The 22888-nt window shown below is 59.6% G+C and carries 18 protein-coding genes, 1 tRNA gene and 1 pseudogene; 16 read left to right on the plus strand and 4 right to left on the minus strand.

Translation table 11 applies throughout. The annotated features are described in order from the left end of the window. The first annotated feature begins 81 nt into the window (after positions 1 to 81). The 6 genes from LOY68_RS00870 (at position 82) to pgaD (ending at position 9112) form a co-directional block, all read left to right on the plus strand. A complete protein-coding gene (locus LOY68_RS00870; RefSeq protein ID WP_054050265.1) occupies positions 82 to 717 on the plus strand; it encodes a hypothetical protein in 636 nt (211 codons plus the stop codon). Positions 718 to 1001: 284 nt separating this feature from the next. Further along, positions 1002 to 2507, plus strand: coding sequence for a YdgA family protein (locus tag LOY68_RS00875; RefSeq protein WP_265042435.1), 1506 nt, complete (start codon positions 1002 to 1004; stop codon positions 2505 to 2507). A gap of 233 nt (positions 2508 to 2740) precedes the next feature. After that, entirely contained in the window at positions 2741 to 5221 is a 2481-nt protein-coding gene (gene pgaA / locus LOY68_RS00880; RefSeq protein WP_265042436.1) for a poly-beta-1,6 N-acetyl-D-glucosamine export porin PgaA, read from the plus strand. 12 nt (positions 5222 to 5233) lie between these two features. Further along, positions 5234 to 7231: a poly-beta-1,6-N-acetyl-D-glucosamine N-deacetylase PgaB gene (gene pgaB / locus LOY68_RS00885; RefSeq protein WP_265042437.1), complete on the plus strand. Its 1998-nt coding sequence runs from the start codon at positions 5234 to 5236 to the stop codon at positions 7229 to 7231. A 1-nt stretch (position 7232) separates the two neighbouring features. Continuing rightward, positions 7233 to 8588: a poly-beta-1,6-N-acetyl-D-glucosamine synthase gene (pgaC, locus tag LOY68_RS00890; RefSeq protein ID WP_265042438.1), complete on the plus strand. Its 1356-nt coding sequence runs from the start codon at positions 7233 to 7235 to the stop codon at positions 8586 to 8588. After that, entirely contained in the window at positions 8585 to 9112 is a 528-nt protein-coding gene (pgaD, locus tag LOY68_RS00895) for a poly-beta-1,6-N-acetyl-D-glucosamine biosynthesis protein PgaD (RefSeq protein ID WP_054050256.1), read from the plus strand. The genes pgaC and pgaD overlap by 4 nt, the downstream gene beginning before the upstream one ends. A 103-nt stretch (positions 9113 to 9215) precedes the next feature. On the opposite strand, the gene LOY68_RS00900 is transcribed toward pgaD, so the two are convergent. Beyond that, positions 9216 to 10745, minus strand: coding sequence for an apoptosis inducing factor family protein (locus LOY68_RS00900; RefSeq protein ID WP_265042439.1), 1530 nt, complete (start codon positions 10743 to 10745; stop codon positions 9216 to 9218). A 141-nt stretch (positions 10746 to 10886) separates the two neighbouring features. Here LOY68_RS00900 and LOY68_RS00905 point away from each other — a divergent pair, with 141 nt between their 5' ends. From LOY68_RS00905 to LOY68_RS00935, 7 genes are all read left to right on the plus strand, one after another. Next, positions 10887 to 11447, plus strand: a complete 561-nt coding sequence (locus LOY68_RS00905; RefSeq protein WP_054050253.1) for a YbhB/YbcL family Raf kinase inhibitor-like protein — start codon at positions 10887 to 10889, stop codon at positions 11445 to 11447. 89 nt (positions 11448 to 11536) lie between these two features. Continuing rightward, positions 11537 to 13258, plus strand: a complete 1722-nt coding sequence (locus LOY68_RS00910; protein WP_265042440.1) for a vWA domain-containing protein — start codon at positions 11537 to 11539, stop codon at positions 13256 to 13258. A 17-nt stretch (positions 13259 to 13275) separates the two neighbouring features. After that, the gene (locus LOY68_RS00915) at positions 13276 to 13857 is read left to right on the plus strand and encodes an RNA polymerase sigma factor (protein WP_054616582.1); all 582 of its coding nucleotides are present in this window, start codon (positions 13276 to 13278) and stop codon (positions 13855 to 13857) included. Then, on the plus strand, positions 13854 to 14474 hold the full coding sequence (locus LOY68_RS00920; protein ID WP_265042441.1) for a hypothetical protein: 621 nt from the start codon (positions 13854 to 13856) through the stop codon (positions 14472 to 14474). Before LOY68_RS00915 ends, LOY68_RS00920 begins: the two co-directional genes overlap by 4 nt. Positions 14475 to 14494: 20 nt before the next feature. Beyond that, the gene (locus tag LOY68_RS00925) at positions 14495 to 14767 is read left to right on the plus strand and encodes a hypothetical protein (protein ID WP_265042442.1); all 273 of its coding nucleotides are present in this window, start codon (positions 14495 to 14497) and stop codon (positions 14765 to 14767) included. A gap of 120 nt (positions 14768 to 14887) precedes the next feature. After that, positions 14888 to 15187, plus strand: a complete 300-nt coding sequence (locus tag LOY68_RS00930) for a type II toxin-antitoxin system prevent-host-death family antitoxin (protein WP_265042443.1) — start codon at positions 14888 to 14890, stop codon at positions 15185 to 15187. After that, on the plus strand, positions 15184 to 15492 hold the full coding sequence (locus LOY68_RS00935; RefSeq protein ID WP_265042444.1) for a type II toxin-antitoxin system RelE/ParE family toxin: 309 nt from the start codon (positions 15184 to 15186) through the stop codon (positions 15490 to 15492). The genes LOY68_RS00930 and LOY68_RS00935 overlap by 4 nt, the downstream gene beginning before the upstream one ends. A gap of 276 nt (positions 15493 to 15768) precedes the next feature. Here the strand turns inward: LOY68_RS00935 and LOY68_RS00940 are convergent. Both LOY68_RS00940 and LOY68_RS00945 read right to left on the minus strand, forming a co-directional pair. After that, a pseudogene (locus LOY68_RS00940) lies at positions 15769 to 16811 on the minus strand (virulence RhuM family protein). Between the two features lie 198 nt (positions 16812 to 17009). Then, a tRNA-Arg gene (locus tag LOY68_RS00945) sits at positions 17010 to 17086 on the minus strand. Between the two features lie 349 nt (positions 17087 to 17435). Here LOY68_RS00945 and gabD point away from each other — a divergent pair. From gabD to LOY68_RS00960, 3 genes are all read left to right on the plus strand, one after another. Next, positions 17436 to 18878, plus strand: coding sequence for an NADP-dependent succinate-semialdehyde dehydrogenase (gene gabD, locus LOY68_RS00950; protein ID WP_054050229.1), 1443 nt, complete (start codon positions 17436 to 17438; stop codon positions 18876 to 18878). 185 nt (positions 18879 to 19063) lie between these two features. After that, positions 19064 to 20341: a 4-aminobutyrate--2-oxoglutarate transaminase gene (gene gabT / locus LOY68_RS00955; RefSeq protein WP_054050227.1), complete on the plus strand. Its 1278-nt coding sequence runs from the start codon at positions 19064 to 19066 to the stop codon at positions 20339 to 20341. Between the two features lie 127 nt (positions 20342 to 20468). Continuing rightward, complete coding sequence (locus tag LOY68_RS00960) at positions 20469 to 21683, plus strand: response regulator (RefSeq protein ID WP_163907682.1); 1215 nt, start codon at positions 20469 to 20471, stop codon at positions 21681 to 21683. Between the two features lie 127 nt (positions 21684 to 21810). Here the strand turns inward: LOY68_RS00960 and LOY68_RS00970 are convergent, their stop codons facing one another. Continuing rightward, positions 21811 to 22800, minus strand: a complete 990-nt coding sequence (locus LOY68_RS00970) for a GGDEF domain-containing protein (protein WP_265042445.1) — start codon at positions 22798 to 22800, stop codon at positions 21811 to 21813. Between the last annotated feature and the right edge of the window lie 88 nt (positions 22801 to 22888).

Below are 22888 nucleotides of genomic sequence, written 5' to 3' on the forward strand. Positions count from 1 at the left end.
GCCGTTGCTATGCTTTGACTTGACGGGATCGCGCGACGATCCCGTCAATCAAGGCTCGCGTTGGTCATGGGGACTCTAATAATGAAAAACCCTTATGCTCCCGGCTTCTGGTGCGCTATTGCGGCATTAGTGTTGCTGTCGGCCACCTATTTCTACGGCATCATGCTCGCCCACCAGATCGACAAGGCGCTGGTGTTCCTCGACAGCGCGGCGGCACTGATTGCCGTGATGTCCATCGTCGTGGTCGCCTGGGCTTCAGTCCAGGGCACGCGCATCAAAAGAAGACACCTCGAACAAGGCAAGACGCTGGTGCTGATCTGGGACACCAAGGTAGCGCTGCGTCGGGTCGAAACGGTGTTTGATCGCTACTTCTGGGGCAGCTACTGGCAACCGGGGCGCACGTTCCAGGAAGTCATGGGCGAACTCACCGGCACACCGCTGGAAAAAAGCCTCGAAGCCTTGAAGACCCAATGCCTGGCCCTCGACAAGCAAGTCACCGAAGAAGGCTGGCACTGGCTAAACAACGCCCGCGAACTCTCCGATGTCGCCAACGCCATGGCCCGCGAGCGCTATCAACTGGACTTCTGCGACCCGCGCGCGGAAGTGACGGGCGGGGCGGTGATCAATCGGGATTTTGAAGTGCTGGTCTATACGTGGACGGCGCGGCTGAAAAGCTTTGATCATCAGCTGGATGAGATTGAAATGCAGTATTCCTGATTCAATGGTGGCTGGACTGACGCCTTCGCGGGCAAGCCTCGCTCCTACAGGACGGATGCGATCCTCTGTAGGAGCGAGGCTTGCCCGCGAAGGCGATTTCATGAGCGCTGAAACTCTCAACCCTCGTAACCTGTCCATAGACACTCTTTAACCTTTAATCATTAAGCCCTCTCGCCCCGCAAATGCTAATCTCCATCGCACTTTTGCGCAGTCGTGACCACGGCCCGTCATGGGTTCAGGGAAGACGACCACATTTTCAACAACGGACATTGATCGGGTAATTCATGAATAAATCAGCAGGCGTGCTTCTCGGAATTGTCGTTGCCATCGGTGCAATCAGCGCCGGCGGTGCCTGGTACACCGGCACTAAACTCGAAGGCGTGCTCAACGCCTCCGTCGCCGACGCCAACAAAGAACTGCAAGCCGCGCTGGTCGGTTCAAACGGCACGGCGTCCCTGGAACTGGTGTCCCTTGAGCGTGGTGTGTTCAGCAGCACCGCTCACTATCGCCTGAAGGGCGAGGGCGAGATGTTCGGTGAAGCACCGGTCGAATTGCTTTTCGTTGATCGCGTCGAACACGGCCCGCTGCCGTTCTCGCGCCTGGCTTCGTTGAAATGGTTGCCGGTCATGGCCACCAACCACTTCGAGCTGGAAAAGACTTCGACCACGGAAAAATGGTTCGCTGCCGCCAACGGCCAGTCGCCGGTCAAAGGCGTGGTCAACATCGGCTACGACAATTCCACCAACGGCACTTTCGAATTGCTGCCGCTGGAAGTGGCACTGGATGACAAGTCCAGCCTGAAGTTTTCCGGTTTGAACATGGACATCGCTGCCAGCGCCGAGGCCAAGAAGGTCAAGGCCGACGGCTACATGGACAGCCTCAAGCTGACCACCGTGTCGGAAGATCAGGCGCCGGTCACCGTCGAGATGAACGGCCTGACCGTGGCCAGCAACCTGGTCAAAAGCACCTACGGCTACTACACCGGCGAAAACACCGTCGAGCTGACCAGCAGCAAGACCACTTTCGGTCCCAAGCAGTCGGTGGTGGGCGTCAACAAATTCGAAATGAAGAACCAGACCGAAGAATCCGGCACCAGCGCTTCCGGGCGTGCGGATTACAAGGTTGGCGAAGTGTCGTTCAACGGTAAAACCGTCGGTTCGGCTCAGATGGCCATGAGCCTGAAGAACCTCGACATCCCGTCGACCATGTCGCTGATGGAGATTTACCAGACCAAGTTGCAGCCGTACGAGCAAGCCGCCGCCAAAGCCGCTGCCGCCGGTGAACCAGCCCCCGAGCTGAACCTGACGCCAGAAGAAGAGAAGCAAGTGAAGGCCGGTCTGGAAAAACTCTTGGCCGCCGGTCCACAGTTTGCTCTGGAGAATCTGTCGTTCAACTCGGCCAACGGTGAAAGCCGCGCCAACCTGGTGCTGGACCTGACCAAACCGGCGTCCATGGACCTGCCGCCAGACCAATTGGTCCGCCAGTTGATCGCGTTGCTGGACATCAACATCAAAGTGTCCAAGCCGATGCTGGTTGACCTGCTCAGCATCCAGGCGCAAGCGGATGGCCAGACCGACGCCAAGACCATCGTCGATCAGGCAACCGCCACCAGCGACATGTTCAGCAGCATGGCCGTGGGCACGCAACTGGCCAAACTGGAAGGCTCAGACGTCGTCACAAAACTGCATTACGCCAACAATCAGGTGGAATTCAACGGCCAGAAAATGACCGTCGAGCAGTTTGTCGGCTTCGTCATGGGCAAACTCGGCGGCGCTGGGCAAGTCCAGTAAAACCAAGGGTTACACAGAAACGCCCGGCCTCAGACGCCGGGCGTTTTGCTGTCCGGGATTTGAACAGGGCCAAGTGATGTCACGAATCTGAATAAATATTGCGTTCTGAATAGCTGACCAAACTCGCGTGCAAGACTGCGCCCCGACAAGTTAGCCAGGTCCTGTCGACCCGGCTTTTACGAATGGGCAAGGGGAGCATTGCGACCCGGCTGGCCGTGTAAGGATGCTGACGAATGCCGCGTTTTGCTGGTCCCTTTATTCATCGTGGCTTACGCCCGTTGTTTCGCGTTGCGCTGTGCAGCCAGTTGCTCTGGCCGGCGCTGGCGTTCGCCGACACACCTTACGACCAGATGGTTCGCGATGCCCGTGCGGGCAATTACGCGCCAGCGCTGACCGTACTGCGCCAGGTGCCGGTGAACCAGGCCACCACCAGCCAGGTCAGCGATCATTTGCAGATCGCCAGTTGGGCCGGCCTGGACGCCGAAGTGGTGCAGGTCTATGAAACCCAGGGCCGCAACCGCGTGTTGCCGGTTCAGGCCTTGACCGCCACCGCCCGCGCCTATCGCAACCTCAAGCGCTGGGACTCGGCAACCGGGCTCTACAACGAGGCGCTGGCGCTGGAGCCACAAAACCCGGACCTGCAACTCGGTTTGGCCATGACTCAGGCTGATGCCGGCAAACCCGACGAAGCCGTGACTCGCACCAGAGCCTTGGTGGCTGCTAAACCCGAGGATCCGTCCCGGCGATTGGCCCTGGCCTATGCCTTGACCCGCGCCGGCAATAACTACGACGCCCTGTTCGAATACGATCAGGCCTTCATCCGCGCCGGCAGCAAACCGGAAGTCGCCCGTGAATACGTGTTTGCCCTGCAACGTGCGCGCCTGCCGGAACCGGCCCTGCGCCTGGCTCAGCAACGGCCGGGGCTGATCGATCCGGTGCAATTGCGCCGCATTGAAGGCGACCTCGCCGCCGAGCGCGTGCGTTTGGCAGAACTGGCCACCCGCAGCGAAAAAGAGCGTTATGTGATCGCTGATCGGGCGTTGGCCGATTACGACAAATTGCTCGCCACCTGGACCCCGGACCCGGCCGCCCACGACGACGTCACCCGTTGGCGCATCGACCGCATGGGTGCCCTCAAGGCCCGTGCGCGCACCGCTGATGTGATCAGCGAATACCAGAAACTCAATGGCGAAGGCGTGAAGATTCCGACCTACGCCCTGCGTTGGGTGGCGTCGTCCTATCTGGATCAACGCCAGCCTGAAATCGCCACTGATCTCTATCGCCAAGTGCTGGTCGCGCCAGACGCTGACGTCGGTGATCGCCTCGAAGACAGCACCGCGCTCTATTACGCGCTGCTCGAAAGCGACAAGGCTGACGACGCGCGCGCAGTCGCCGAGGACCTGGCGAAAACCCAGAAGCCACGGGTCGAACTCAAGGGTTTGCCGGTGGGCAATCCCAACGATGAATGGATGGACGCGCAACAACTCGCCGCTCAGGCCGGAACCTACGGCGCCGATCTGCCGTCCGGCGAGCAGCGTTTGCAAACCTTGGTCGATCAGGCGCCGGGCAACATCGGTTTGCGCCTGGCCCAGGCTGATTTGTACCTGGCTCGGGACTGGCCGCGTCGCGCGGAATTGCAGCTCAAGGAAACCGAGAGCATGGTCCCGCGAGACATGGGCCTCGAAGTCGCTCAAGCCCATACCGCCATGGATTTGCAGGAATGGCGGCAGATGGACGCGCTGACCGACGACGTGGCCGCGCGTTTCCCGGACAACCGTCAGGTCCAGCGTTTACAGCGCCAGCGCGAGGTGCATGACATGGCTGAGCTGCGGGTGCAGAGCTACGGCGGCAAGAGTTATGGCGGTGGCGACAGCGGCGCCGGTGCGGTGTCCGGCAGCAAGGATTTCGGCATCGAAACCGTGCTCTACAGCCCGCCCATCGACGAAGACTGGCGCGTTTTTGCCGGTGTCGGTTACGCCACCGGTGATTTCCAGGAAGGCACCGGGCGTGATCGCACGCAACGGCTGGGCGTCGAGCGCCGTACTCGCGACATGACCCTGGAAGCGGAAGTCTCCAATCACAACTTCGGTTACGGCAACAAGCAGGGCGCACGCCTGGCGATTGCCCGGGACATCGACGATCACTGGCAGTACGGCGGCAGCCTCGCTTACCTCTCGGCCGACACACCATTGCGCGCGTTGAACAGCGATGTCACGGCCAACGGCGGCAGCGGTTTTATCCGCTGGCGCGCCAATGAAAGCCGCGAGTGGAAACTCGCGGTCAGCCCGTCGCACTTCAGCGACGGCAATAACCGCGTCGAAGCCTTGCTCACCGGGCGCGAGGGCGTCTACACCGCGCCGAAAGTGCAAGTCGATCTCGGCCTGGAAGTCGGCACCAGCCACAACTCCGCGTCCGAGGACGTGCCGTACTTCAACCCAAAATCCGACTTCAGCGTACTGCCGACAGTCAACGTTAACCATGTGCTCTATCGCCGCTACGAAACTTCCTGGAGCCAGCAATTCCAGGCCGGCGCGGGCACGTATAGCCAGCGCGATCACGGCACCGGCGGCATCGGCTTGCTGGGCTACGGCCAGCGCTACAGCTGGAATGATGTTTTCGAGGTGGGCGGCTTGTTGACTGTGATCAACCGGCCCTATGACGGCGACCGCGAAACCGATCTGCGCCTGCTCGTCGACCTCACTTACCGCTTCTAGAAGAGTTTGAAGATGCCTTTTATCTCGCGTTTCATCCTTTTGCTGGGAGCGCTGCTGGTCAGCGCCTGCGCCCAGCAAGCCCCGGCGTTCACGCCGCCGTCCGAGCGCACGCTGCCGGCCAGCGAAAAGCCGTGGCCGAAAAACCATGTGCTCGGCATCGCTTACCACGACGTCGAAGACCGCGACCCCGATCAAGCAGTGGTGGCGGTGCGTACCGAACGCATGATCGAGCAGCTTGCCTGGTTAAGGGAGAACAACTACAAACCGGTCACCGTCGACCAGATCATCGCCGCGCGTAATGGCGGTCCTGAGCTGCCGCCCAAGGCGATCCTGCTGAGTTTCGACGACGGCTATTCGAGCTTCTACACCCGCGTGCTGCCGGTGCTGCGCGCTTATAACTGGCACGCCTTGCTGGCGCCGGTCGGGGTGTGGATCGACACGCCGCTGAACCAACCGGTGGATTTCGCCGGCACACCGCGCCAGCGTTCGGACTTCCTGACCTGGGATCAGATCCGCGAGATCTCTAAATCTGGACTGGTGGAAATCGCCGCGCACACCGATGCCAGCCACAAGGGCGTGTTGGCCAACCCCCAAGGCAACCTGCAACCGGCGGCGGCGACTCGTCGCTATGACGCGGTCAACGGTCGCTATGAAACCGAGGCCGAATTCCAGGCGCGGATGCGCAGCGACGTCGCGACCATCACCGAGAAAATCCGCAAAGTCACCGGTTACAAACCGCGCATCTGGGTCTGGCCGTACGGCGCGGCGGACGGTACTTCGTTGCAAGTGGTCAGCGAGCAGGGCTACAAAATGGCCCTGACCCTGGACGACGGCCTCGATGCCCTCGACAACCTGATGAGCAGCCCGCGCTTCCTCGTGGCCTCGGACCCGGACGGTGAGCACTTCGCCAACAGCATCGTTTCAGTGCAAGCCGAATCGCCGATGCGTGTGGTGCATGTGGACCTGGATAACGTCTACGACGCCGACCCGGCCCAACAGGAAATCAACCTCGGCAAACTGATCCAGCGCATGGCCGACATGGGCGCCAACACGGTGTTCCTGCAAGCCTTCGCCGATCCCCAGGGCGATGGCCTGGTGCGTTCGTTGTACTTTCCCAACCGGCATTTGCCAGTGCGCGCCGACATCTTCGACCGCGTGGCCTGGCAGCTGCGTACTCGCGCTCACGTCCAAGTCTTCGCCTGGATGCCGGTGCTGAGTTTTGCCCTGGATTCCAAGCTGCCGCGCGTCACGCGTTGGGACCCGAAAACCGGCACCACGTCGGTTGATCCGGACCAGTACAAACGCCTGTCGCCCTTCGACCCGAATGTGCGGCGCATCATCGGGGAAATCTACGAAGACGTCGCACGCCTGACCTCGGTGGACGGGATTCTCTATCACGATGACGCGGTGCTCTCGGACTTCGAAGACGGCAGCCCCGAAGCGCTCAAGGTCTACGCGGCCAACGGTCTGCCGGGCTCGATTGCGGCGTTGCGTGATGACCCGGCCACGCTGCAACGCTGGACGCGGTTCAAGAGCCGCTACCTGATCGATTTCACCAACGAACTCACCGCCAAGGTCCGCGCGATTCGCGGTCCGCAGGTGCTGACCGCGCGCAACATCTTTGCCGAGCCAATGCTCAATCCCCAGAGCGAAGCCTGGTTTGCGCAGAACCTCGACGACTTCCTTGCCGCCTACAACTGGACCGCGCCGATGGCCATGCCGCTGATGGAAAAACAAAGCCACGCGCAATCCGGGCCATGGCTCGAAGCGTTGGTGGCCACGGTCAAGGCGCGTCCCGGTGCGCTCAATCGCACGGTGTTCGAGTTGCAGGCCAAGGACTGGACCAAACAAATCGATTCCGACATCGACGGCGCGCAGCTAAGCGACTGGATGGGCCGCCTCAAACGTCAGGGCGCCACCAGTTTCGGCTACTACCCGGACAATTTCCTCGAGAACCAGCCGGACCTGAAAACCATACGGCCCGCGCTCTCCAACAAGTGGAATCCATAACATGCTGGATAGACTTTTGGCCCTGCTGGTACTGGCGATCGTCCTAGGGATACCCCTGGGGCTGATCTTCTTGGTCACCGGGCAATTCCTGATGGACTTCGTGTTCTTTTATCCACTGTTCATGTCCGGGCTGTGGATCGCCGGCGGCCTGTATTTCTGGCTGCACTGGGAACGTCACTGGCCGTGGAAGGACGACACGTTGCCGCCGCCATTGGCCGGCGAGCCGCTGATTTCGATCCTGATCCCTTGCTACAACGAAGGCGACAACGCCGCCGACACCATTCACGCGGCGCTGGCCCAGCATTACCCGAACATTGAAGTGATCGCGATCAACGACGGCTCCAAGGACAACACCGCCGCTGTACTCGACGCATTGGCGGCGCAAGATCCCCGCCTGCGGGTGCTGCACCTCGCGGAAAACCAGGGCAAAGCCGTGGCCCTGCGCATGGGCGCCATTGCGGCGCATAGCGAATATCTGGTGTGCATCGACGGTGACGCGCTGTTGGCGCCGAACACGGCGGCGTATCTGGTCGCGCCAATGCTGGATAACGCACGCCTCGGTGCGGTGACCGGCAACCCGCGCATTCGCACCCGTTCGACGCTGGTGGGTCGGGTGCAGGTCGGCGAGTTCTCGTCGATCATTGGTTTGATCAAGCGTACGCAACGGGTGTTCGGACGGATCTTTACCGTGTCCGGGGTGATCGTCGCGTTCCGGCGCACGGCGCTGAATCGGGTCGGCTTCTGGAGCCCGGACATGATCACCGAAGACATCGACATCAGTTGGAAGCTGCAACTGGATCACTGGAGCATTTTCTACGAGCCCCGCGCCCTGTGCTGGATTCTAATGCCGGAAACCCTCGGCGGCCTGTGGAAGCAGCGTCTGCGCTGGGCCCAGGGCGGCGCCGAAGTGCTGTTCAAGAATATTCGCGGCATCTGGCAGTACCGTCATCGCTACCTGTGGCCGCTGCTGTTCGAATACTGCCTGTCCACCGGCTGGGCCTTCACTTTCCTGCTGTCGGTGATCTTCTGGGCCGTGGGTAAATTCATCGAAATGCCTTCTGCAATTGCTGTGGACCATTTGCTGCCACCGGCGTTTACCGGGTTGCTGCTGGCGATGGTCTGCCTGGTGCAATTTGCGGTCAGCATCTTGATCGACCGGCGTTATGAAAAAGGCCTGGGCAAGACCATGTTCTGGGTCGTCTGGTATCCCTTGATGTTCTGGCTCATCAGTCTGCTCACCACGCTGGTCAGCTTCCCCAAAGTGCTGTTCGGCCAACATCAGAAACGCGCGCGTTGGGTCAGCCCGGACCGGGGTATCAAACCGCTGCATGATGAAGAGGAAGAGGTCATCAAATGAAAATTATCAGAACCCGGCAGCGGCCCTTTCTGGTCGTGATCGATGCCTTCTTCACGGTGCTGGCCTGGATTGGCCTGCTCTATCTGCTGGTGCGCGGGTTGTGGCCACTGATCGATACCCACGACGGCCCACGCATCGATGCGTCAGTGTTCGATGCACTCGGCACCTTGCAGATTTATTTGTGGGTGGCGGTGTTGAACGCGGTGATCCTGATTTCCTGGGCGCGTTATCAACATCGTAAAAGCAAAAGCTTCGCCCAACGTCGTTTGCCGGCACCGGTGGTGGATGATCATGGGTTGAGCAAAAGCTTCAAGCTGAGCGGTGATCGGTTGGAGAAATTACGCACGCCGGGTTCGATGACGATTCACAACAATCAGGAGGGTGATGTGAGCCATGTGGTCACGCATTACTTTCCGATTGATCCGGCGCCGCCAGTGACGCGGCTGGCACCGCTGGAGCATCCGTTGGTGATTCGCTTGCCGGCTGAGGATGACGACAATCGCGAACCGGTGATCCATCTCTAAACTCGGCACAAATCCCTGTAGGAGCGAGGCTTGCCCGCGAAGGCGCCCGTAAGATCGCCTTCGCGGGCAAGCCTCGCTCCTACACATTCAATCCAATTCAAATTCATCCAATATCCCGAACCAGCCGCCACGCCTCATCCACCGGCAGCGGCTGTTTCATCCGCTCGGCCAGCATCGCCATCGCCCGCTCTTCTTCACAGGTCACCGCAGCCACCACCACTCCGTGCTTACCGAACAGCCCAATAAACGGAGGATGGTCAGGATCACCCTTGAATTCCACCTCATCCCAACGCTCGGCATGGCCCAGGTAGTCGTAGTTTTTGCCGAAGTGCCAGGTCCAGAAATACGGCACGTCGAGATAATGCTCGTCGCCGCCGAGCATGTTGGTCGCCGCGATCCGCGCCTGTTGCTGCGCCAGACGCCAGTGCTCGATCCGCTGCGGCTGGCCGTTGAGCGGGAAGGTGGCGATATCGCCGACTGCCCACAGGCCTTCGGCCAGACGCATCCCACCGTCGACTTTCAGCGATTGGTCTTTCTCTTTTGGCATGTCGGCAAACACCGCAGTGGCCGGGCTCACGCCAATGCCGACCAGCACCAGATCCGCCGGTAAGCGTTGCCCGTTATCCAGAAGCACCGCCTCGACCTTGCCGGTTCCCTCGATGGACGCAGCTTCACCCTCGGTGTGAAAGACCACGCCATGCGCCTCATGCAGGGCGCGAATCGCCTTGCCCACGGCCTCGCCAAATTGGGCGGCGAAGGGTACGGCGTGGCGGGCGAGTACGGTCACGTCCAACCCATAAGTGCGCAGGGACGAAGCCGATTCCAGGGCAATAAAACTGTCGCCGATGATCACCGCCCGCTGCCCGGGTTTGGCCGCGTCGATAATGCGCTGCGCCTGATCCTTCGAGCGCAGCAGGAACACTTCCGGCAGGTCGGCGCCGGGTAGTTCCAGCGGTTTGGGAAGGCCGCCAGTCGCCAGCAACGCCGCGTCGTAGCTCAGGGTTTGTCCGTCGGCCAGTTTCAAGGTTTTGTCCTGCGCGTTGAGGCTCGCGACTTCGCCACGGATGCGTTCTATGCGTTGTTTGCGATAAAACTCCTCGTCGCGCAGCGGTGGGACTTCTTCCGGCGGCATTTCCCCGGCGATCACGAATTTGCTCAGTACGGTGCGGTCGTAGCCGGCGTCAGTTTCGCGGTCGACCAGTTGGATGCGACCGCCGAAACCTTTCTCACGCAATGCGGCGGCCGCTGCGGTGCCAGCGGCGCCGGCGCCGACGATCACAAAGGTACGGTCATCGTCCGCTGGCGGCGTGTGCGGGTCGGACATTGGCTGATCGTCGACCCAGACTTCGTCTTCGCGCATTTCCAGCGGGTAGCGCTTGAGACTGTCCAACGACGGCGGTTCACACAGCGCGCCGTCTTCGATTCGGAAAACAGCTTTGTGCCACGGACAGATCAGCCGCCCGTGACACAGCGCGCCCTCGGCCAGCGGCGCCCCGGCGTGGGGACATTCGCCCTGGAAGGCGCGCAGTTGATCACCGACCCGCAGCAGGAGAATCTTGGTGTCGTCGATCCGGACCTCAAGGCCCCGGTTTTCCGGCACATCGGCGAAACGGGCAACGCGGTGCAGGGCCATGAGCGCTCTCCAGGCAGGTGTTTCTCTATTGAGTTTGGCCCTTATCCCGAGGTTCAGCTCAATTGCCACTGCCACCGCGCGAACGGTCCGGCTATAGTCTGCCAGCCGACGACGGCCCAACCCGCACAAGGTGCTCCGGTAATGACCCGATTGACCTCTCTGAACCCTTGGCTGGCGGCCGTTGCAGTCGCCCTTTGCGTGCAATTGCCCGTGCAGGCCCAGGAGCGTTTCACCCTCAATATCCCCGGTGTCACGGACGATCGACTGTTTACTTCGGCGGCTGCCAGCGATGCACCCAATTGCGGCGGACACAACCAGTCCCCGGCCCTGAACTGGAACGCCGGCCCGGCAGGCACCCTCAGCTACGCCATCGTCATGCATGACCCCGACGGCGCGAAAGGCCAGGGCGTCGATCACTGGGTGCATTACGGCATCAAGGCGACGACCCACCAGATCCCTGCGGGTGTCGGTGCAAAATCCGCCCTCGAAGGCGTCGGCGGCACCAACGTCAAAGGCACCACGACTTATGTCGGTCCTTGCCCGCCAGTCGGCGACAGCGCGCACCACTACATCATCCAGATTTACGCCCTGGACCTGGCCCCGGACGCCTTGCCGGCCGGCCTGACCCGCGCGCAATTGCTGGAAAAGATCAAAGATCACGTGCTGCGCAACAGCAGCGTGGTGCGGCGTTATCACCGCTGAAGATTTATTTCACAGCGGTTTAACCCGAACCTGGCGGGCTGTCCGTCTCAGAGGATGAATGGATCAATTTCCTCCTGAGGTCAGCCCCCATGTCCCTCCCTCTGCATTTTCTCCGCCCGGCCGCCCATGGTTTCGCCATTGGGCTGCTGCTGGCCGTTGCCGGTTGTGGTGTTTCGTCCAAGCCTGAATCCGCTGTCGTGGCGCCGCCGTCATCTTCACCGGCACCGGCTCAAGGTGAGTTGAAAACTGAAGCCGTGGTGTCGCGTGAAGCGGTGATGGCGGATGCCGTGATGGCCAAGCGCAGTGTGCGGGCGGCGCCGATGGCCAGCTTTGCGCCGATGTCTGAAGCTGCTCCGCCCGGTTATCGGGATGAGCAGCGCGAGCAATATCAGGCGCTGGCGGACAACCCGATTCACAGCGTGGCCGAGGCGCCGGTTTCGACCTTCAGCGCCGACGTTGATACTGGCGCCTATGCCAACGTCCGGCGCTTGCTGAATCAGGGGCGTTTGCCACCCGAAGGCGCAGTGCGGCTGGAGGAGATGGTCAATTATTTCCCCTACGATTACGCCTTGCCCACCGATGGCTCGCCGTTCGGCGTGACCACCGAACTGGCGCCGTCGCCGTGGAACCCGCATACCCGCTTGCTGCGCATCGGCATCAAGGCTTCGGACCGGGCAGTGGCGTCATTGGCTCCGGCGAACTTGGTGTTTCTGGTGGACGTGTCCGGTTCGATGGACCGCCGCGAAGGTTTGCCGCTGGTCAAAAGCACCCTGAAATTGCTGGTCGATCAATTGCGTGAACAGGATCGGGTGTCACTGGTGGTCTACGCCGGCGAATTCCGTGTGGTGCTGGAGCCGACTTCCGGGCGTGAAAAAGCGAAGATTCGTACAGCCATCGACCAATTGACTGCCGGTGGCTCAACCGCTGGAGCATCAGGCATCGAACTCGCCTATCAGATGGCGCAGCAGGCGTTTATCCCCAAAGGTATCAACCGCATCCTGCTGGCCACCGACGGTGACTTCAACGTCGGCATCAGCGACTTCGACAGCCTCAAGCAAATGGCTGTGGATAAACGCAAAACCGGCATTTCCCTGACCACTCTGGGTTTTGGTGTGGATAACTACAATGAACACCTGATGGAACAACTGGCCGACGCCGGCGACGGTAACTACGCCTACATCGACAACCTGCGTGAAGCGCGCAAGGTGCTGGTGGATCAACTCGGCTCGACCCTCGACGTGGTGGCGAAGAACGTGAAGCTGCAGGTGGAATTCAACCCGGCGCAGGTCAGCGAATATCGTCTGTTGGGGTATGAAAACCGCGCGTTGAAGCGTGAGGATTTCAACAACGACAAAGTCGATGCCGGGGAAATCGGTGCAGGGCATACGGTGACGGCGTTGTATGAAATTGTGCCGAAGGGTGAGAAGGGCTGGTTGGAGCCGTTGCGCTATGGTGATTCTTCGACAGCCTCTTCCGGGAAATCCGGGGAAATGGCGATGCTGCGTGTGCGATATCAACTGCCGGAAGGTGGGAATAGTCGTCTGATCGAGCGGCCGATTGTTTCGAGTTCAGCGCCAGCCAGTGATGACCTGCGCTTTGCCGCGGCGGTGGCAGCGTTTTCCCAGCAGTTGAAGGACGGCCGCTACACCGGCAATTTCAGCCTGAAAGACACCGAAGCCCTGGCTCGTGGCGCCCGGGGTGACGACCGCTTCGGCCTGCGCGCAGAGTTTGTGCAGTTGGTCGAATTGGCCCAGAGCCTGCGGACTTCCACGGCATCGAATCAGGTGTCCAATGCCAACCGCATCGAGTGAAAGGGATCATCGCTGATATGACTGCTCCTGAATTGAGCACCGATGCCAGCAGCGACGAATCGCTGCTGGCGCGTTATCGCTCGGGCGACGGGCCGGCGTTCGAGATCTTGTACGCCCGCCATCGCCAGGGCCTTTATCGATTCCTGCTCGGCCTCAGCGGCAAAGCCGAACTCGCCGAAGAGGTTTACCAGGAAACCTGGCTGAGCCTGATCCGCAGTACCAGTCAGCCACAAGGCCGGGCGAACTTTCGTACCTGGCTTTACCAGATTGCCCGCAACCGACTGATCGACCACTGGCGCAAACATGGCATCCACAACCCGTTGCACGACAGCTACGACGAACAGGCTCACGCCGTGATCGACAACGCCGCCGACCCCGAGCAACTGCTGAGCCTGAGCCGCGACACCCAGCGCCTCGAAACCGCCCTGCAAACCTTGCCCGCCGACCAGCGCGAAGTCTTCCTGCTGCGCGCCCACGGCGACCTCGACCTGCCACAAATCGCCACCCTCACCGAAACACCGCTGGAAACCGTCAAAAGCCGTTTGCGCTACGCCCAGCAAAAACTGCGTCGGCTGCTGGCCGAGGAGGTACTGACATGACTGACGCCCGTCCTACAAAAGAAGACGAAGTGTTGAAGCACTATCGTGAACACAGCAACGATGGCCCACCGGCGCATCTCGACGCCTTCATCCTGGCCACTGCACACCGGGAAACACCTGTACGCAAACCGAGCATTTGGCAGCGTTGGGTTCAGGCCTGCCAGAAACCCCGTTGGCAGGTTGCGTTTGCCAGCCTCGTAGGCGTGGCACTGATGTTGACGTTGGTACAACGTACGCCCGAGCAAGAGCCGCAGTTCGACTCCGCCCCTGCGCCTAAAACATCATCCTTCGCAGCAAAAAAAGAAGCCCCAGCCCCGATTGCACGTTCATTGTCCGCCCCCGCCGGCGCGATATCCGCACCGGCACCCGCAGCGCCAATGGCCGATTTTGCCGCGCCCGCTCAGAGCGAATCGATCAACGCAGAAATGGCTGAAGAAGCAAAAGTAAGCAAACGCGTGGCTGCTCCGGTGAAAACCCTCGATGACCAACTACGTGAGGTCCTGCGCCTGCAAAACACCGGTCAAACCCAAGCCGCCGATGAACTGTTGAAGGCCTTGCACAAGCGTTTCCCTAACGAAAACCTCACCACCCGACTCAAGGCCTTGAAGAAAAACTGAGCCAAAGAACCTCCACCAATTTGGCAACAACCCCCGAAAGCGCGCACTATCGGGGCATAGCCGATGCGTTGGAGGAAGCCGTGGCGAAAAAAATCGATCGCATCGCCCAAATGTTCAACTGCCCTGACAAGGGGGAGGAGTTGAGACGGGCCATTGCCGAGAGCCGTAAGGAATTTCTGCTGAACAAGCAGGAAGGAGCGGCCCCCGAGGAAGACACTGTTGAGGATGAGGTGTTGGAGGAGGGGGACGAGGACGATGAGGAATATGACGAGTTTGATTGGACGACTGAATGACAAAAAAACCGCTTTGGCGGTTTTTTTGTATGCGTGGATTGCTTCGGTCACATGCTCGTTGACCGTGGCTCTGACAATCGAGCACTATAAGGTACTTTTTTTCGTACCTTTGGAGCGGTCATGGAGCAATTACTCGCTAGCCGGTCGGTCAGCATCACCGAACTCAAGCGCAGCCCAAGCACTGTGATCGAGCAGGCAGGCTCAGAGGCGATTGCTGTACTCAACCACAATCGTCCGGCCGCTTATCTCCTGCCGCACGCGGCTTATCAGGAACTGCTGGATCGATTACAGGCAGCAGAAATTCGTGAGGCTATCGCCGCCAGCCGCAATGACCCACGTCCAGCCATTGCCGCCGATACGGTATTTGCTGAGCTCGACGCGCTCATTGATGAGGTCGCAGCTGACCAGGGTCGTCTATGAGGCAACTGCTTTTCTCCGCACACGCACGAGATGATTTACTGCAAATCGCGAGATACATCGCCCGTGACAATCCAGTTCGTGCCAAGTCGTTTGTCGGTGAGTTGCGAGTGCAATGTTCACAGCTTATTACACAACCGCTTCTTGGGATTTCTCGGGATGACTACGCTAAAGGTGTGCGAATGATCAGTCATGGTCGATATCTGATCTTTTACAGCTCGGCCGCCAACGAGGTTCACATCGAGCGGGTACTGCACAGCGCGAGAGACATTGGGCGACTGTTTGAATCAAGCAGCGTTGATCATTAGGCAACCATCCGCTTGCCGGTAGTTGATCAGAGACACACAGTTTACAATCGGCCTCAACACGGCCCCTGTCGGTGATGCGCTAAGGCGCTGAGATTGCTCAGGGGTTTTTTATTGGTTGGCGTTTTTTACTGTAGAAATCACGAGTTGTCGGTGGTGAGCCGTGCTTGCAAAGCAACCAACAAAAAAAAGCCCCAGTCCCTAAAGGCTTGAGGCTTTCTAATTTTTATTTATGCTGCGTCTGCCGTCGGAGACACGGAATCCAGACCGAGAACCGATTCAGCTTTTTTTCCCTCGTGAGATGTCGTACAGCGCCTCAATACCCAATCGTTCGCCCTCCACTTCTTTCAGGCTTCGGCATTGTTCGGCATAGACTTCATATTCCGCCCGGGCTTTTTCTTCAGCCGCCTGTTTACTGATCTGCCCTGCACCTTGCAGAACATCACGATTGTTGAACTCCAGAAACTGATCCAGCTTCTCCTGCCAGTCCCGCAGAAAAACTTGCTTGCGCATCAATGCCTGATCTTCCGCAAAATCCAGCCACATGGTGACGATGCGATTTAGCGCATTGATTTCTTCTTGATTAAGGTAGTTTTTGGCGATTGTGACATCGCTCTTTCGCACCTCATCTCCTTTGAATCCAGTCAAACCCATATTCGGCTTGGTTGCGTCTACGCGATGGGCAATCAGCTCAGCCGCAGTCAGACCTGGAGCTTGTTTTGGATGATCTGGAAGAATGCTGTGGTTTCTTTGTTTGACGGCACATAGTCCGCGGCCATTGCGAAAATGTCCCTAACCCTCAAGTAAACCCGCCGCTCGCTGGCCCGGATGTCGCGAATGCGTGCCAGCATTTCGTCGAAATAGTCGGGCACCTGCGACGGACCTACGGGAGGATTCCTCAACCGTTCGTCATCCATCACGAAACCCTTGATCAGGTACTCCTGAAGAGTCTGTGTGGCCCACTGCCGGAATTGGGTGCCACGCTGGGATCGAACTCGGTAGCCAACCGCGAGAATCAGCGGCAGGCTGAAGTGCTTAACGTTGTAAGGTTTGTTGTCAGCGGCAGTTGTTCGGTAAAACCGAACAACTGAATCCTCTATCAATTCTCCCTCGGCAAGGATGTGGCTGATGTGCTCGCTGATGGTCGCTTTGGCCTTGCCGTACAATTCGCAGATCATCGCTTGAGACAACCAAAGCGTATCGGCCCCGAACCGACATTCCAGACGCACCCGGCCATCCACGCTCTGAAAGAGCAGCATTTCACCCTGTGGGGCTGGGGGATGGTCAGTCTCTTTCTGATCCGTCATCGGGGGCTCCGTCATTGCCTCGGGTTTTGATTGAGATGGTTAAATAGGAACCGTGGCTGTAGGTATAGTTGAACACTCGAACCGCAGATCCACCACCATCGGTTACTTTGAGGTCGTCAGTTTTTGTTTCAGGCAAAGCTGCTGAATTGGTTTCTTAGCACCCACAAAAAAGCCCCAATCCCTGCGGACTGAGGCTTTTTCGTTTCTACTATATGGTGCACCAGGCGGGATTCGAACCCACGACCACTGCCTTCGGAGGGCAGTACTCTATCCAGCTGAGCTACTGGTGCAAGCGGGCGCCATGATACTCATATGCGTTGCGGGCGTCCATGCTGCTGAATAGCCTGTGTTTTTCTATCCTGTAACACCCGTTTGCTACGTTGATCAGAAAAAATAGGCAAATGCGCCGTTTTCGTTCTTTTTTTCGAACGGCCTATTGTCCTTTTCCGGCATTGATCCTAGGATTCGTTCGAGATTTCAAACGCTCTTGTCTGGGTGCTGAACCGCACGAGTTTCAATCAGTGCGCTATTTATGTGCTTCAGCCCGGTGAATGATTTCCCTGACGGCAGCCTTCGAGGCGCCTTTCTACAATCATAATTCGCTCCGCGCTGGTCGCGGTGCTGTTAAGGAAAGCCGACATGCAGCTTAAAGACACCCAGTTGTTCCGCCAGCAAGCCTTTATCGATGGCGCTTGGGTCGATGCGGACAACGGTCAGACGATCAAGGTCAACAACCCGGCAACGGGCGAAATTCTGGGCACCGTACCGAAGATGGGCGCTGCCGAAACCCGCCGTGCAATCGAAGCCGCTGACAAAGCGCTGCCGGCCTGGCGTGCACTGACCGCCAAGGACCGCGCGAACAAGCTGCGTCGCTGGTTCGAGCTGATCATCGAGAACCAGGACGACCTCGCTCGCCTGATGACCCTCGAGCAAGGCAAGCCATTGGCCGAAGCCAAGGGCGAAATCGTTTACGCCGCTTCCTTTATCGAGTGGTTCGCCGAAGAAGCCAAGCGCGTCTACGGTGACGTGATTCCGGGTCACCAGCCAGACAAGCGCCTGATCGTGATCAAGCAGCCAATCGGCGTGACCGCAGCGATCACCCCGTGGAACTTCCCGGCCGCGATGATCACCCGTAAGGCGGGTCCAGCATTGGCCGCCGGTTGCACCATGGTGCTCAAGCCTGCTTCGCAAACTCCATTCTCGGCATTCGCTCTGGCTGAACTGGCCCAGCGTGCCGGCATCCCGAACGGTGTATTCAGCGTTGTTTCCGGCAGCGCCGGCGACATCGGCAGCGAGCTGACCAGCAACCCGATCGTGCGCAAATTGTCCTTCACTGGCTCGACCGAAATCGGTCGTCAGCTGATGGCTGAATGCGCCAAGGACATCAAGAAAGTCTCCCTGGAACTGGGCGGCAACGCGCCGTTCATCGTGTTCGACGACGCGGACCTGGATAAGGCCGTCGAAGGCGCGATCATTTCCAAGTACCGCAACAACGGCCAGACCTGCGTCTGCGCCAACCGTCTGTACATTCAGGATTCGGTCTACGACGCGTTCGCCGAAAAGCTGAAAGTGGCCGTGGCCAAACTCAAGATCGGCAACGGTCTGGAAGAAGGCACCACCACTGGCCCGCTGATCGACGAAAAAGCCGTGGCCAAGGTTCAAGAGCACATTGCTGACGCGATCAGCAAAGGCGCAACCGTTCTGGCCGGTGGCAAGGTGATGGAAGGCAACTTCTTCGAGCCGACCATCCTGACCAACGTGCCGAAAAACGCAGCCGTGGCCAAGGAAGAAACCTTCGGCCCACTGGCGCCGCTGTTCCGTTTCAAAGACGAAGCCGAAGTAATCGCGATGTCCAACGACACCGAGTTCGGCCTGGCTTCGTACTTCTATGCCCGTGACCTGGGCCGTGTGTTCCGTGTGGCTGAAGCCCTGGAATACGGCATGGTCGGCGTCAACACCGGGTTGATCTCCAACGAAGTCGCGCCGTTCGGCGGCATCAAGGCGTCGGGCCTGGGCCGTGAAGGCTCCAAGTACGGCATCGAAGATTACCTGGAAATCAAATACCTCTGCCTGGGCATCTAAGCCCGGCAAGGCGTTTTGCTTCAAGCAGAAAGGGCACGAGAGCGCTGTCCCTTTCTGCGCTTCAAACGGAATTTTCTCTGTGGCCGGGAAAGCTGTGGCAGTCGATCATCGCATGCTGCCGTAGTTGCCTCCCCGCCGCATTTTCCTTGAACTACGCCGCCCGATGAGCGGTGAATGAGGACTTTATGAGCAAGACTAACGCATCCCTGATGAAACGCCGCGAAGCCGCTGTACCACGCGGTGTTGGCCAGATTCACCCGATCTTCGCCGAGTCCGCGAAGAATGCCACCGTGACCGACGTTGAAGGTCGCGAGTTCATCGACTTCGCCGGCGGTATCGCCGTGCTGAACACCGGCCACGTGCACCCGAAAATCATCGCCGCCGTGACCGAACAGCTGAACAAGCTGACCCACACTTGCTTCCAGGTTCTGGCTTACGAGCCGTACGTAGAAGTGTGCGAAAAAATCAACGCCAAGGTGCCAGGTGATTTCGCCAAGAAAACCCTGCTGGTAACCACCGGTTCCGAAGCGGTAGAGAACGCCGTGAAAATCGCCCGTGCCGCCACTGGCCGTGCCGGCGTGATCGCGTTCACCGGCGCCTACCACGGTCGCACCATGATGACCCTGGGCCTGACCGGTAAAGTCGTGCCTTACTCGGCCGGCATGGGCCTGATGCCAGGCGGCGTCTTCCGCGCGCTGTACCCGAACGAACTGCACGGTGTGAGCATCGACGATTCGATCGCCAGCATCGAACGCATCTTCAAGAACGACGCCGAGCCGCGTGACATTGCTGCGATCATCATCGAGCCGGTTCAGGGCGAAGGCGGTTTCTACGTCGCGCCTAAAGAGTTCATGAAGCGCCTGCGCGCTCTGTGCGACCAGCACGGCATTCTGTTGATCGCTGACGAAGTGCAAACCGGCGCTGGCCGTACCGGTACTTTCTTCGCCATGGAACAGATGGGCGTTGCTGCCGACCTGACCACTTTCGCCAAATCCATCGCTGGCGGCTTCCCGCTGGCCGGTGTGTGCGGTAAAGCCGAATACATGGACGCCATTGCTCCAGGCGGCCTGGGCGGCACCTACGCTGGTAGCCCGATCGCTTGCGCTGCGGCCCTGGCCGTGATGGAAGTGTTTGAAGAAGAACACCTGCTGGATCGCTGCAAGGCTGTCGGCGAGCGTCTGGTTACTGGCCTCAAAGCCATCCAGGCCAAGTACCCGGTGATCGGCGAAGTCCGTGCCCTGGGCGCGATGATCGCAGTCGAGCTGTTCGTCGATGGCGACAGCCACAAGCCTAACGCTCCTGCAGTAGCAGCCGTTGTGGCGAAGGCGCGCGATAAAGGTCTGATCCTGCTGTCTTGCGGCACCTACGGCAACGTTCTGCGCGTCCTGGTACCGCTGACTTCGCCGGACGAGCAACTGGACAAAGGTCTGGCAATCATCGAAGAGTGCTTCTCTGAACTCTGATCGCCAAGTGTGACCTGATCGACAAAAAAACCCGCTTCGGCGGGTTTTTTCGTGTCCGCGGAACACATCGCGCTGTATCGAATGGCCAGCATTGACTAAGGTTCATGCATTGCCGTTGGAGGTACGAATGACCGCTGTGGTTCTACCCGCTGTTCCGCGAGTGCTGATTGCCGAGGCCGACCCCTGGTCCCGCGACCTGCTCAAGCAGGTGTTGTTGAATGTGCGTTGCGACGCACGGCTGGACCTGTGCGCCGATGGCCAGCAAGCGCTGGAGCTGTTGGCGACGGTGCCTTACGACTTGGTGCTCGTTGACTGGGAATTGCCCGGTATCGATGGCCTGAACGTCTTACGCAGTGTTCGTCAGCGCAAACGCAATCCGCCGTTGCCGTTCATTTTGTTGAGCAGCCGCAATGACAGTGCCAGTGTGCGCGAAGCTTTGCCCTTGGCGCCGACCGCGTACCTGACCAAACCCCTCGACATGGAAAACCTGACTCATCGCCTGCAGGAGTTGCTGCTGAACGCCGGGGAAGAGGTGTCCTGCGAGGTGCCTGCGCTGTCGCCGGGCATGACGTTGTCGGTGTACCTGGAGCGTCGACGTGAGTCGACTGACGGCGCGCCGCTGATGACTGACGTGCAGTTGGCGGTCAAACGCAGCCTGAATCCCAATGGTCTCGATTTGACGCTGCTGGAAGCCGAGATTCGCAACGATCCGCAAATCACCGCCGTGCTGATCGCAGCGGCCAACAGCGCGGCCCAGCACCATGGCGTCGGGGTGCAAACCCTGTCCCAGGCGCTGCATCGCCTGGGTACCGGGCAAAGCATGAACCTGATTCTGGGCCTGGCACTCAAGCGTTGCGCGCGGCTCAGTGATCCGCTGCTGGCGGACTACGCCGAACGTTATTGGGATTTGTCGCTGCGCACCGCCGAATATGGCCGGACCCTGGCGCGCTTGCTGGATCTGGACCAAGAGCGCTGTTATTGCGCGGGGATGCTGCACCGCCTCGGTGACCTGGCATTGCTGCGTTGCTTGCAGGAATGGAAGCAGGCCGGGGGCGAGCTGGACGAGTGGGAAGAGATTGGCGATGCGCTGGCCGAATTCGGCGCGAGCTACGGTTCGGCACTGCGGACGCGCTGGCGCTTGCCACTGGAGTTGCGAGAGCTGATTGCAGCGGTCTACCAGCTCGGTGGCGGGGTTTACTCCCGCGAAGCGCTGGTGATGAACATGGCCGCGCAACTGGCGCGCCTGACCGAGCATGAAGGCATTGAAGAACTGGCCAAGAGCCGGACAGCGCGATTGCTCAAGATTGGGTTGCCCGAACTGATGCGACTGCGCAAAAAATAGACCTCACACCATTCCCCTGTGGGAGCGGGCTTGCTCGCGAAGGCGTCGTGTCAGGCAACATTAAAGTTGAATGACCCACCGCCTTCGCGAGCAAGCCCGCTCCCACAAGGGATCTGTGTTGAGTCAGTCAGGCCGAGATAATCCGGTTTTTGCCCTGGCGCTTGGCTTCGTACATCGCCGCATCGGCGCGGGCGAACAGGCTGTCGAGGCTTTCGTCGTCGGCGGTGAGACTGGTCAGGCCCTGGCTGACGGTGATGCCGAACGTCTGGTCCTCATGGCTGAAGCTCAACCGCTGAATCTCCCGTTGCAGGCGCTCGGCCACTTGCATGGCCATGTCTGGCGCGCAGCCCGGGAATACTGCAGCAAATTCTTCCCCGCCAATTCGCCCGAACAGATCACCCCGGCGCAATGCCGCGCGACCGCTTTCGGCGATGTGTTGCAGCACGGTATCGCCTGCCGGGTGGCCATAGCTGTCGTTGACCACTTTGAAGTCATCGATGTCCAGCAGCAGGAAGGCCAGCGGCGCGCCTTGCAGCTTCGCCTGTTCAAATTCGCGATGGGCGCATTCGAAGAAGTGTCGACGGTTGCTGCTTTGGGTCAGCACGTCGGTGGTCGCCAGGCGTTGCAGCTCGGTTTCCATCTGCTTCTTTTCGGTGATGTCCTCGGCAATGCCGACGATGATCACCGGTTGCCCCGGTTCGGCCTGACGGTTGATGAAGCATTTGTCGCTGAGCCAGCGTACTTGGCCGTCGGCCGCGATGATGCGGTACTCGCGGTCTTCGACGGCACCTTTGACCAGCACTTCGGCCAGGCTACGCTCGGCGTAGTCCAGATCGTCCGGGTAGATGCTGTCGCGCCACTGGTTGTAGTCGGCCAGCAACAGCCCGGCGGAACGGCCGAAAATCCGTTCGTAGGCTGGGCTGACGTAAAGCACCTGACGGGTTTCCCAGTTGAATGCCCAAAGCACGGCGTTGACGCTGACCAGCAGCGAGCTGAAGAGTTGTTCGCGTTCGCTCAGGCGTGCGACTTCACCTTGGGCATGCATGAGCGCCATCAGGGTTTGCGCGGCCTCGGGCCACTGCGGGTGGGATGAGTCTTGTAGGTTTTTGGTGACCATCGGCACAGATCTCAAAGGGCGTGCACCGCTCGATGTTTCGAAAGCGGCCACTACGTGGGCCCTTTATCGATTATTTCTTGTGCCACAG

It is taken from the genome of Pseudomonas sp. B21-053 (assembly GCF_026016365.1).
GTDB classification, from domain to species: domain Bacteria; phylum Pseudomonadota; class Gammaproteobacteria; order Pseudomonadales; family Pseudomonadaceae; genus Aquipseudomonas; species Aquipseudomonas nunensis.

Excerpts from the sequence above, each read along its gene's own strand:
- LOY68_RS00875 (WP_265042435.1), top strand. The coding sequence starts at position 1,002 with ATGAATAAATCAGCAGGCGTGCTTCTCGGAATTGTCGTTGCCATCGGT.
- LOY68_RS00930 (WP_265042443.1), top strand. The coding sequence starts at position 14,888 with ATGGAGCAATTACTCGCTAGCCGGTCGGTCAGCATCACCGAACTCAAG.
- pgaC (WP_265042438.1), top strand. The coding sequence starts at position 7,233 with ATGCTGGATAGACTTTTGGCCCTGCTGGTACTGGCGATCGTCCTAGGG.
- LOY68_RS00920 (WP_265042441.1), top strand. The coding sequence starts at position 13,854 with ATGACTGACGCCCGTCCTACAAAAGAAGACGAAGTGTTGAAGCACTAT.
- LOY68_RS00915 (WP_054616582.1), top strand. The coding sequence starts at position 13,276 with ATGACTGCTCCTGAATTGAGCACCGATGCCAGCAGCGACGAATCGCTG.
- LOY68_RS00905 (WP_054050253.1), top strand. The coding sequence starts at position 10,887 with ATGACCCGATTGACCTCTCTGAACCCTTGGCTGGCGGCCGTTGCAGTC.
- pgaB (WP_265042437.1), top strand. The coding sequence starts at position 5,234 with ATGCCTTTTATCTCGCGTTTCATCCTTTTGCTGGGAGCGCTGCTGGTC.
- LOY68_RS00910 (WP_265042440.1), top strand. The coding sequence starts at position 11,537 with ATGTCCCTCCCTCTGCATTTTCTCCGCCCGGCCGCCCATGGTTTCGCC.
- LOY68_RS00900 (WP_265042439.1), bottom strand. The coding sequence starts at position 10,745 with ATGGCCCTGCACCGCGTTGCCCGTTTCGCCGATGTGCCGGAAAACCGG.
- LOY68_RS00870 (WP_054050265.1), top strand. The coding sequence starts at position 82 with ATGAAAAACCCTTATGCTCCCGGCTTCTGGTGCGCTATTGCGGCATTA.
- LOY68_RS00960 (WP_163907682.1), top strand. The coding sequence starts at position 20,469 with ATGACCGCTGTGGTTCTACCCGCTGTTCCGCGAGTGCTGATTGCCGAG.
- pgaD (WP_054050256.1), top strand. The coding sequence starts at position 8,585 with ATGAAAATTATCAGAACCCGGCAGCGGCCCTTTCTGGTCGTGATCGAT.
- pgaA (WP_265042436.1), top strand. The coding sequence starts at position 2,741 with ATGCCGCGTTTTGCTGGTCCCTTTATTCATCGTGGCTTACGCCCGTTG.
- gabD (WP_054050229.1), top strand. The coding sequence starts at position 17,436 with ATGCAGCTTAAAGACACCCAGTTGTTCCGCCAGCAAGCCTTTATCGAT.
- gabT (WP_054050227.1), top strand. The coding sequence starts at position 19,064 with ATGAGCAAGACTAACGCATCCCTGATGAAACGCCGCGAAGCCGCTGTA.
- LOY68_RS00970 (WP_265042445.1), bottom strand. The coding sequence starts at position 22,800 with ATGGTCACCAAAAACCTACAAGACTCATCCCACCCGCAGTGGCCCGAG.
- LOY68_RS00935 (WP_265042444.1), top strand. The coding sequence starts at position 15,184 with ATGAGGCAACTGCTTTTCTCCGCACACGCACGAGATGATTTACTGCAA.